This window comes from Pseudoalteromonas sp. SR45-5, assembly GCF_014163565.1.
GTDB lineage: Bacteria > Pseudomonadota > Gammaproteobacteria > Enterobacterales > Alteromonadaceae > Pseudoalteromonas > Pseudoalteromonas distincta.
In genome coordinates this window covers 1-10,830 of sequence record NZ_JACJDN010000058.1, presented here as the reverse complement: position 1 = coordinate 10,830, position 10,830 = coordinate 1, and the positions used below count along the sequence as shown (strand labels likewise).

The following is a 10,830-nucleotide window of genomic DNA, read 5'->3' as shown; positions in this document are numbered from 1 at the left end:
TAAAAAACCTGCTTCCAAAACGCCCTGATTTAAAAATAATAATTACCTCAGCGACTATCGATCCTGAGCGTTTTTCAAAGCACTTTGATGATGCGCCCATTATAGAAGTATCGGGTCGTACTTTCCCTGTTGATGTGCGCTACAACCCTATTACTGATATTAATAAAGATGATATGGAAGCGGAAGGCGATCAGCTACAAGGTATTTTTGATGCCGTTGATGAGCTGTGTGCTGAAGGCCCTGGCGATATTCTCATATTTTTAAATGGTGAGCGTGAAATACGCGATACCGCAGATGCACTTAGCAAGCGTAATTTAAAACACACCGATGTATTGCCACTTTACTCGCGTTTATCTAACGCAGAGCAAAACCGTATATTTGCGCCGCATTCTCGTCGTCATATTATTTTATCGACTAACGTAGCCGAAACGTCACTCACCGTGCCGGGTATTCGTTATGTAATAGACCCAGGTACTGCGCGTATAAGTCGCTACAGCTATCGTACAAAAGTACAGCGCTTACCAATAGAGCCTATATCGCAAGCAAGTGCTAATCAGCGTATGGGTCGTTGTGGACGTGTTGAAGCGGGTATTTGTATTAGGTTGTACTCTGAGGATGATTTTTTATCGCGCCCAGAGTTTACCGACCCTGAAATACTACGTACTAATCTTGCATCTGTTATTTTACAAATGTTGGCGCTAGGGCTTGGTGATATGGCGCAATTTCCGTTTGTACAAGCGCCAGATAGCCGCAATATTAATGATGGCCTAACATTGCTTGAAGAGCTACAAGCGGTAAAACCAGCTAAACGCGATAGTAAAACCAGCCTAACGCAATCGGGCAGAGAGCTTAGTCGATTACCCGTTGACCCACGTTTAGCAAAAATGGTGCTAACAGCCCATAAACTTGGCGCATTGCGTGAAGTGATTATCATTGTAGCGGCGTTGTCTATTCAAGACCCACGTGAACGCCCACAAGAAAAACGTGCTGCTGCCAATGAAAAGCACGGTCGTTTTGATGATCCAGATTCTGATTTTATCGCTTTTTTAAACTTATGGAATTACTTAGAAGAGCAGCAAAGCGAGCTTACTAATAGCCAATTTAGAAAGCTGTGTCAAAAAGACTTCTTAGCCTATATGCGCCTGCGTGAATGGCAAGATATTGTTTATCAAATAAGTACTGTGTGTAACGAAATGGGCATGAAAGCAACCAGCCAAGCGGCTGATGGCGAACTTGTTCACAAAGCGTTATTAAGCGGAATGCTAAGCCATATTGGCTTTAAAGATGAAAAACAAATATACAAAGGGGCACGTAATAGTCAGTTTCATATTTTTCCAGGTTCAGGTTTATTTAAAAAGAGCCCCAAATGGATCATGTCGGCGGAGTTGGTAGAGACAAGTAAGTTATATGCCCGCACAAATGCAAAAATAGACATTAACTGGGTAGAGCCATTAGCACAGCACTTAGTAAAACGTAGTTACACTGAACCACATTGGGAGAAAAAACCAGGTGCGGTAATCGCGTTTGAACAGCAAACTTTATATGGCTTACTTATTGTAAATAAACGCCGCTGTGTTTATAGCAACATAGACCCTAAAGTGAGTCGAGAGCTTTTTGTACGCACTGCATTAGTTGAGCAAGAACTGGGCTTAAACGAGGGCTTTTTAGCGTTTAACCGTGAGCTAATAGAAGATATTCAAGTTTTGGAAAATAAGTCACGTCGTCGTGATATTTTAGTTGATGAGCAAACGTTATTTGAGTTTTACGATAAAAAAATACCCAAAGAAATTAATAACCGCGCTGCATTTTTAAAATGGTATAAAACACAAAAACAACAAAATAAGCATTACCTACACATGACTCGTGAAGAGCTAATGCAGCATGGTGCAAGTAATATCACTGAGTTTGACTACCCTGACACATGGCAGCAAGACAATATTATATTGCCGCTTGCTTATCATTTCGATCCAGGCCAAGCAGTTGATGGCGTTGCGGTACAAATACCGGTCGCGCTGTTGAATCAAGTGCAAGAAAGTGGTTTTGACTGGCACATACCAGCATTTAGGCATGAGCTAATAAGTGGGCTTATAAAGTCATTGCCTAAATCGCTTCGTCGTAATTTTGTGCCAGCACCAAACTATGCTGATGCAGTGCTGGCAGCTATTGAGCCAATGCAAGGGAGCTTAATTGATGCATTAACGACGCGTTTATTGAGAATGACAGGTGTAAAAGTTGATCCAGAGGCATGGGATTTAACCGCGCTTTCACCGCATTTACGATTACAGTTTGAAGTACGTGATGAACACGATAAGTTACTTGCACGAGGGCTTGATTTAGCCAAGCTCAAAGCAGAGCTGCAAGGTGAAGTAACCGAAACACTGTCTAAAGTAGCCGATAAAGGCATTGAAAAGTCAGACCTAACACAATGGGATTTTGGTGAGTTACCCGCTTCATACGTTAAAAAGCAAGGTCAATATGAGATAAAAGCATACCCTGCGCTGGTGGATAAAAAATCAGCCGCTGCAGTGGAGCTTTTTGATAGCGAAGCAAAAGCGCAGCAAGCACATCAACAAGGTTTGCGCCGTTTAGTACTATTAAATGTGCCATCGCCAATTAAGTACTTACAACAAAACTTACCGAATAAGGCAAAGCTGGGTTTGTACTTTAACCCATTTGGTAAAATAGCTGATTTAATTGATGACTGTATTGCCGCAGGTGTTGATAGCTTATTAGTAAAACACGGTGATATACGCGACGAAAAAGCATTTGAAACAGTAAAAGAGCAAATACGCGGTGAGCTGGGCGATGCCGTTGTATCGATTGCAACGCAAGTTGAGCAAGTATTAAGTATTGCTCATGCCCTGCATAAAAAAATGAAAGGGCGCGTTGATTTAACCATGATAACTGCGCACGGCGATATTAAGTCACAGCTTGAGTCACTTATATTTAAAGGTTTTGTGAGCGCGCATGGCGCAGATAAAATAGCGGATTTAATTCGTTATTTAAAAGCGATTCAAAAACGTTTAGAAAAGCTGCCTGTGGATCCAAATCGTGATAGGTTATGCGTACTAGAGCTAGATAAAGTTGCGCAAGAGTATAAAAAAGTAGTTAATAAAACGCCTAAAGGGTTACCTATACCACAAGAGGTAACCGCTACTTTCTGGATGCAACAGGAGCTTAGAGTGTCGCTATTTGCTCAAACACTAGGAACGCCTTACCCAATTTCAGCCAAGCGGGTACTTAATGCGATAAAAGAGATAGAATAAAACTTGCATTTTCTATTAAGCTTAGTACCTTAATAGAAGGATTTATTTTTGTTTTGAAAAGGAAGCGACATAGTTATGTCCTCATCGATTGAACATAAAACAAAGCGACTTTTAGTGGTAGATGACGAGTATTTTAATTTTGAAATGCTCAAAGCCGCACTAGCGTCGAAATTTGATGTTAGTTACGCAGATTCAGGGCAAAGCTGCCTTGCGTCAGCAATTGCGAGTCCGCCAGATATAATTTTGCTTGATGTTTGTATGCCTGGTCTTGATGGTTATGATACATGCCGAATGCTAAAGCACACACCTGAAACAAAAAATATTCCTGTTGTTATGGTATCGGGCCTAGAGTCCCCATCTGAAAAACAAGCAGGGTTTGATGCTGGTTGTAACGCGTATGTTGTAAAGCCATTTTCAGTGGGTGCTTTGTTGGAAGAAATTAACACGGTTGTTTAGAGGTAACATATGTTTACTGATGATAAGCGAAATTTTAGACGCATGCAGATTAACACTCCTGCAAATTTAACAACGATAGAACCAATAGCGGGTTTAAGTTTTGCCGCAGAGTGCGTGGATTTAAGTGCAACAGGTTTATCAATTCATTTAGATGAATTGCTTGAACCTAATACCTTACTGACGGTGAACATTGATTCGACTCATCCAAGTATTGCGCCTTTAAATGCAACTGCAAAAGTAATACGTGCCAGCAAAGAAGATGATGGCACGGTAACAGCAGGTCTTGAAATCATTGAGTTTAACTAAATCGAATTCAGTTAAACTCAATAGTAGATATTAAAAAACCTTACAGATTAAGCCTTTTAAGTAAAAGCCTTCAGGGTAGCTGCCAGCAATTGGATGATCGGCTGCCTGGTTTAATCGCTCCATTATCAGTAGGTCTTTACCTGCATCAAGTGCTGCATCGGCTACTACTTTTTGAAACAGGTTTTGTTCCATTAAACCAGAGCATGAGAATGTTAATAGTGTTCCGCCTGGTTTTAGTATTTGCATGGCAATCATGTTGATATCTTTATAGCCACGACACGCGCCCGTTAGCTGCGCTTTATTATCAGCAAATTTTGGTGGGTCCATTACGATGGTATCAAACTGTCTACCTTCGTCGCGGTATTGGCGTAATAATTTAAATACATCCTGCTTAACAAAGCTCACTTTGTTTAAATCTAAGCTATTATGCTCAACATTACGTTTTGCTGTATCTAAAGCGGGTTGCGATACATCTACGTTAGTTACATGCTCACATCCACCACGCAGGGCATACAACGAGAATGTACCTGTGTAACTAAAGCAGTTAAGGACAGTTTTACCTTTTGAGAAGCGCTCAAGTGCAGCACGGCTGTCACGCTGATCTAAGTAAAATCCTGTTTTGTGACCTTCAATTATATCAACTTCGATTTTTAAGCCGTTTTCTTCAATAAGCACAGGCTCTTTTGGTTCATTCCCCCAAAGTGCGCCTTTAATTGGTTCTAAGCCTTCTTTAGTACGTACATCTACGTCAGAACGCTCATATATGCTAGAGCCGGGGAAAATAGACATCAATGCGCCTACAATCTCGCCTTTATGGCGCTCGGCACCGGCGCTTAATAGCTGGCACACTAATACGTTGTCAAACTTATCTATTGTAACGCCTGGTAAGTAATCAGACTCAGCAGCACATAAGCGAAACCCTGTTAATCCGCCTTCTTCAATAACTTGGCTACGGGCTTCTAATGAGCGACGTAAACGGCGTTCAAAAAAGTGTTGATCGATGACTTCTTTTTCGTCAAAGCTCCAAACACGTGCACGAATTTGTGAGTGAGGGCTATACGCAGCAGTTGCTAAAAACTTACCTTCGCTGTCGTGAATCGTTACTGTGTCGCCTAATCCAGGTTTACCTTTAATTTTTTTGATGGCTTTTGAAAATAACCAAGGGTGTTTTCTTTTTAATGATTTATCGCGACCAGCTTGTAGGTAAACGGCAGATGACATAAGGCTTCTCAGTAGTAATAAATAAGCGCTGTATTTTAGTCAAGCAAGGAGCAACATACAATGAATGTTTTGCAAGGGGGGCATAAAGCACGGTAAAGTACGGATAATTCATTGATTAATTAGCTTTTTGGAACCTAACTTTGTCTGACGTCGCTTTAAGCCCTGATTTAGAAATACTTAACTCACAATGTAGAGGGTTTATCGCCTCTTTAGTGCATGCTGATGTTGCTCATGACATTACTCATATAGAGCGAGTGGTGCGTGTTGCAATACAGTTATGTAATGCGGAGCAGGCAAACATGTCAGTAGTATTACCTGCAGCGTGGATGCACGACTGTGTGGCGGTGGCTAAAAACCACCCTGATCGTGCAAAAGCCTCTACTATGGCAGCTGATAAGGCATTGGAGTTTTTAAAATCGATTAATTATGACGAGTCACTTTTTGATGAGATTCATCATGCAATTGCAGCGCATAGCTTCAGCGCAAATATAAAAATTAAAACAGTTGAAGCGCAAATAGTACAAGATGCCGACAGAATGGATGCGTTGGGCGCTATTGGCGTTAGCCGATGCATGAAAGTTGGTGGCTCAATTTCTCGGTTATTATATAACCCAAATGACCCTTTTTGTGTTGAACGCGAGGCTGATGATAAAACATACACGCTTGATCATTTTTTCATAAAGTTATTACATATTGCCGATAGTATGAATACCCCATCAGCTAAAGCAGAGGCGAATAGACGAACAAGGTATATGCATGAGTTTTTAGAGCAATTAAAGTCAGAAATTGGTGAGTAATGTGAATAATACAAGCATACCGAAATTATCTGGCATTGATCATTGCCATTTAAATGTTGATAACTTAGCTAATGCCGTTAAGTGGTATGAACGGGTTTTAGGTTTTAGCGTAGTGCCAGAGCTTGCCTTTTGGAATGAGCATGGGCGAGGCCCTTTAACGCTTGAGGATGCTTGTTCAACCTCTCGTTTAGCATTGTTTGAAGGAGAGGGGCGCAGTAAAGGGATTGCATTTTTGGCCTCAGGGGATCAATTTATTCAATGGCGTATTCATCTTGAGAGTTTAAATATAAAAGTAGTTTTAGCAGATCATGGTGTAACGTTTTCTATGTACTTTAAAGATGAAAGTGGCAATAGCCATGAAATTACGTCACATGACTATCGTTATATAAAATCTTGTTACCCAAATGTTGAGCTTGGCTCTCACAGTGCTAAAAAGAATTAGCTTTCTTGATTTGCATTTTTTATAGCAATAATATCGTCTAAGTTTTTTACTAATAGCTCGATTAGAGCGGGATCGAAATGAGTTCCTGCTTGCTCTTGCATATGCAAAACTGTTTTCTCTACGCTCCAAGCCTCTTTGTAAGGGCGTTTTGAGGTAAGTGCATCAAATACGTCAGCTATAGCAACAATTCTACCTTCAACTGATATTTCTTCGCCTTTGATCCCGTTAGGATAGCCTGAGCCATCCCATTTTTCGTGGTGTTCAATTGCAAGTGTATGCGCAAGTTGTAGTAAAGGAGATGATGAGTTTGCTAAAATTTGCGCGCCAATGGTGGCGTGTTCTTTCATATGATCAAACTCTTCAGAGGTTAACTTTCCAGGTTTGAGTAGGATAGCGTCAGGAATACCTATTTTTCCTACATCGTGCATTGGGGCAGCTTGACGTAAAAGTTCTGCTCGTTGTTCATCCATACCTAGTGCTAACGCTAATACTTTACTGTATTGGCTCATGCGCACTATATGTTCACCCGTGTCGGTGTCTTTATATTCCGCTGCACGGCCTAGACGTTCTACTAAATCTACATGAGCTTGCTTTAATTGCTCTGCTTGTACTAGCGACAAGTGAGTATTAACTCTTGCTCTTACAATGGCAGGGCTTATTGGTTTAGTAATATAATCTACTGCGCCTAACTCAAAACCTTTGTATTCATCGCTTTCATCGCCAAGCGCAGTTACAAAAATAATTGGGATGTGTGATGTTTTAGGATTTCTCTTAACTATTTGGCACACTTCAAAGCCATTCATATCTGGCATCATTATGTCGAGCAAAATTAGCTTTGGTAGTTCTTTTTCAAGTAGTGCTAGTGCGGCATCACCAGATTTAGCAAACGACATACGATATTGATTACCTAACACTTCGCGCATTACTTTTAGATTTGCAGGCTCATCGTCAACAATTAATACCCGTGGCCTATCTGTCGTAAAATCCATTAATTAATACTCATTGTTTGTTAGTTTTTCAATTAAGGTTTCTAGTATTACGTGTGCTTTATCAAAATCAAATTCATCAAAGGCTTCGGCTATATCATCAACTTCATTTTGAAAGGTAGAAGGTGCGCCGCGTTGCAACTTTGCGAGTAGTTCATCATTTAATTCTGCGTTTTGCGCATCTTGATGAAGTGTTTCACACAGTGACTTAATTTCATCTATTGATAGAGTGTCTGAGCTATCATCTTCAGGCTTGCTATTTGGCTCATCGCAAGTATTTGATGACAGCAGTTGCGTTATAATAAGTAGTTCGTTTTTGATATCGTCTAAAAGACTAATAACTTTAGCATCACTTTGCTTGTGCTCTAAATCGGTTAATAACTTCATTAACGTTGTTAGCCCTAAGTTACCAGCAACACCTTTGAGTGTGTGAATGAGGCTATCGACATCTTTTATGTTTGATAATTTATCATTAAATAATCTCTCAAACCGCTTATCACTATCACTAACAAACTTAGTAATCTCTGTAAGCTGCTTACACTTAGAACCCCAAAGTGCTAATCCTTTTTCAAAATCTATATGCTGCGCTTTAGGATCGCTTTGCGATATAACCATTTCTTTTGCAATACCAAGCCCCAGCACTTGCGCTATTTCTTGGTTAAGCTGATTTATATCGACGGGTTTATTGGCAAAGCCATTCATGCCTGCTTTTTTAGCCGTAAGCTTATCTTGCTGTAATACGCTTGCTGTGAGCGCGATAATTGGCGTGTACTTAAGCTGCCTTTGGTTTTCTATTGCTCTTATTTTTTGTGCTGCTTGTATGCCATCACACAAGGGCATATGTATATCCATTAAGATGACATCAAAGTCTTGTTCTTCAAATACTTTAATCGCTTCAAGTCCGTTTGACGCTTTGGTAACTGAATGCTGATCGCGTGACAGAAGCAAAGACAGTAGTTCTGTATTTTGCTCTATATCATCAACTACTAGTACTCTAAGTGCAGGCAGTTGGGTGTGTAGACCATCAAAATAATCAATTTTAGATTCGTCACCTAAAGTAAGCGGCAATGAAAAGTAAAAACAGGTGCCTTTACCTAGCTCACTTACTAAGTTTATTGTTCCGCCCATAAGCTCTACAAGTTGTTTACTTATGGTTGTACCAAGGCCTGTACCACCAAAGCGGCGAGTAGTAGTGCCATCGGCTTGTTCAAAAGGTTGAAATACAGCTTGAATACGATCTTTTGCAATACCAATTCCGGTATCTTGCACTTCAAAAAACAGATGCTGATTTTGTGTCATGCCAACGGTGACCGTAACAGAGCCTTTTTCGGTGAACTTAATCGCGTTACCAATTAGATTAGTGAGTACTTGTCTGAGTCGATCTGGGTCGCCGTAGTACGTAGAACTTACTGATTCTTTAATATGGAGTTTAAGTTCTAAATCTTTCTTTTTAGCTTCTAGCCAAAAAGTAGAAATAATACTGTCTATCACTGGTTTTAAGCTAAAGTGGGCTGGCTCAATGGTGAGCTTACCGCGTTCTAGTTTTGCAGAATCAAGAATTTCATTTAACAATCTTAGCAATGAACGCGCTGCATTATTTACGGTAACCAAGTGCTTTTGTTGTTCTTGATCAAGTGGGGTGTCCATTAATAGATCGCTAAAACCTATTATAGAATTCATTGGGGTGCGTATTTCATGGCTCATATTAGCCATAAAAGATTGCTTTGCATGAGCAGCTTCTTCAGCTTTAAATTTAGCTTGCTCTAGTTTTTCTTCATATTCTTTGCGTTCAGTAATATCGACTAAAACACCATCAATCCACTTTGGGTTGCCTTGAGCATCAAAGTCGATACTCCCTTTATCTAACAACCACAAAATTTTGCCATTTCTATGTCTAATTCGGTATTCAATAGAATATTGAGACTTTGCATCAACAGCTTTAGTGACTTCATCAACTATTTGTTTTTGGTCTGATTTCAAGACCAAGTCATTAAACTCGATACAATGCTCTGTAAACTCATTTGGGTTATACCCTGTAAGCTCAATTATATTTGGACTAATAAATAACATAGTCCAGTTGTCATCAAACTTGCATCTAAACGCTACTCCGGGCATGTTATCGATAAGAGAGCGGTATTTTTGTTCTTTCTCTTCTAAACTTTGCTGCAAAGCGCGTTGTTCGGTCAAGTCGGTGATAAAGCCAACATATAAAGGGTTATGGCCCGGCTGATTTACTTCGCCTATACCTAAGCGAATAGGAAAAACATGTCCGTTCATGTGTTTTGCATATACATCACGGTTTATGCCTATTATTTTACCTAGATCAACATTGTGAGCATTTAAGAGGTATTCGTCGTGGTGCTTGGCAATGTTATCGTCCATTAGCATTTTTACGTTTTTGCCTTGAACTTGGTTTTCTTGCCAGCCAAAAATTTTACTAGCGGCTTCATTAAAACTTAAAATAATACCAGCATGGTCAATGGTAACAATGCCATCTATAGCGGTACCTAAAATAGCATTTAGACGGGATTCTTTTGCCGACTTCTCCTCAAGTAGCATGCGATAGCGAACCATACCATTTATTACACCAACCACGCTTGTAATCGCGATAGTTGCTGTGGCGACTGCAATGGCGATAAAAGTTAGTCCTGCGGTTGCATTAGCATCATCATAGATTAGTGGCGATGTAGCTACAAAACGTGTAGCGGCCATACCCATGTAGTGCATACCAGCAACAGCACACCCTAAAATAACAGCGCTAATTGAGTTATTTTGAAGAGGTGATAAAGAGGGTAAAAAACGCTCAAGATTAAAGCGACTGTAAAGGGCTATAAAGGAGAGGGCTACAGCAACAATGATTGATAACGCAAAAATCAATGGATCATATCTAAGTAAAGGAGCAAGGTCCATTGCAGCCATGCCGCTATAATGCATAGTGCCAATGCCGGCTCCTAGTAACACAGAGCAAATCGACAATACTTTTAGATTCCCTTTACTATTTACTAGCATTGATACAGCGTACTGACATGCTATAAATGCTGGTATAAAAGAAAGGAGGGTGATTGTTGGATCATAATCAATATTAGTACACAGTGAAAAGGCAAGCATACCAATAAAGTGCATACTCCAAATACCAGCCGAAAAAACAGTAGCAGCGGTCACATTTGCTAAACGTTGGTAGCTAGGAAATTGAGTTTCTTTTGCGAGCTCTATAAGCCGAATGGTGAAAAAGGCTGCAAAAATAGCAATTAGCAATGACATTGAAACTAATAGAGGATCGTAAACGCCATTAATGATTAAGCTAGGATCTTGGTCTGTGATAAAAAAAGCTGATAACATAATGGCTCAAAATATAA

The 10,830-nt window shown here is 40.1% G+C and carries 8 protein-coding genes; 5 read left to right on the top strand and 3 right to left on the bottom strand.

Annotated features, from left to right (window positions below; all coding sequences use genetic code 11):
* From hrpA to H5072_RS04025, 3 genes are all read left to right on the top strand, one after another.
* On the top strand, positions 1–3,266 hold a 3,266-nt coding region (hrpA, locus tag H5072_RS04035; RefSeq protein ID WP_182692779.1), incomplete at its 5' end, for an ATP-dependent RNA helicase HrpA.
* Positions 3,267–3,341: 75 nt separating this feature from the next.
* Positions 3,342–3,722, top strand: coding sequence for a PleD family two-component system response regulator (locus tag H5072_RS04030; protein WP_024597850.1), 381 nt, complete (start codon positions 3,342–3,344; stop codon positions 3,720–3,722).
* Between the two features lie 9 nt (positions 3,723–3,731).
* On the top strand, positions 3,732–4,028 hold the full coding sequence (locus H5072_RS04025; RefSeq protein WP_024597619.1) for a PilZ domain-containing protein: 297 nt from the start codon (positions 3,732–3,734) through the stop codon (positions 4,026–4,028).
* A gap of 30 nt (positions 4,029–4,058) precedes the next feature.
* On the opposite strand, the gene H5072_RS04020 is transcribed toward H5072_RS04025, so the two are convergent.
* Positions 4,059–5,249, bottom strand: coding sequence for a class I SAM-dependent methyltransferase (locus tag H5072_RS04020; RefSeq protein WP_182692778.1), 1,191 nt, complete (start codon positions 5,247–5,249; stop codon positions 4,059–4,061).
* Positions 5,250–5,389: 140 nt separating this feature from the next.
* Between H5072_RS04020 and H5072_RS04015 the strand changes: the two genes are divergently transcribed.
* Both H5072_RS04015 and H5072_RS04010 read left to right on the top strand, forming a co-directional pair.
* Complete coding sequence (locus H5072_RS04015; RefSeq protein ID WP_039487345.1) at positions 5,390–6,046, top strand: HD domain-containing protein; 657 nt, start codon at positions 5,390–5,392, stop codon at positions 6,044–6,046.
* Position 6,047: 1 nt separating this feature from the next.
* Positions 6,048–6,488 (top strand): VOC family protein, encoded by a 441-nt coding sequence (locus H5072_RS04010; protein WP_182692777.1) that lies wholly within the window; start codon positions 6,048–6,050, stop codon positions 6,486–6,488.
* On the opposite strand, the gene H5072_RS04005 is transcribed toward H5072_RS04010, so the two are convergent.
* A complete protein-coding gene (locus H5072_RS04005) occupies positions 6,485–7,477 on the bottom strand; it encodes a two-component system response regulator (protein ID WP_002961438.1) in 993 nt (330 codons plus the stop codon). The genes H5072_RS04010 and H5072_RS04005 overlap by 4 nt on opposite strands.
* Before the next feature lie 3 nt (positions 7,478–7,480).
* The gene (locus H5072_RS04000) at positions 7,481–10,813 is read right to left on the bottom strand and encodes an MHYT domain-containing protein (protein ID WP_182692776.1); all 3,333 of its coding nucleotides are present in this window, start codon (positions 10,811–10,813) and stop codon (positions 7,481–7,483) included.
* Between the last annotated feature and the right edge of the window lie 17 nt (positions 10,814–10,830).

What these genes read in the sequence shown, in the direction of transcription:
- H5072_RS04030 (WP_024597850.1), top strand. Translation starts at nt 3,342, where the DNA reads ATGTCCTCATCGATTGAACATAAAACAAAGCGACTTTTAGTGGTAGAT.
- H5072_RS04025 (WP_024597619.1), top strand. Translation starts at nt 3,732, where the DNA reads ATGTTTACTGATGATAAGCGAAATTTTAGACGCATGCAGATTAACACT.
- H5072_RS04020 (WP_182692778.1), bottom strand. Translation starts at nt 5,249, where the DNA reads ATGTCATCTGCCGTTTACCTACAAGCTGGTCGCGATAAATCATTAAAA.
- H5072_RS04005 (WP_002961438.1), bottom strand. Translation starts at nt 7,477, where the DNA reads ATGGATTTTACGACAGATAGGCCACGGGTATTAATTGTTGACGATGAG.
- H5072_RS04000 (WP_182692776.1), bottom strand. Translation starts at nt 10,813, where the DNA reads ATGTTATCAGCTTTTTTTATCACAGACCAAGATCCTAGCTTAATCATT.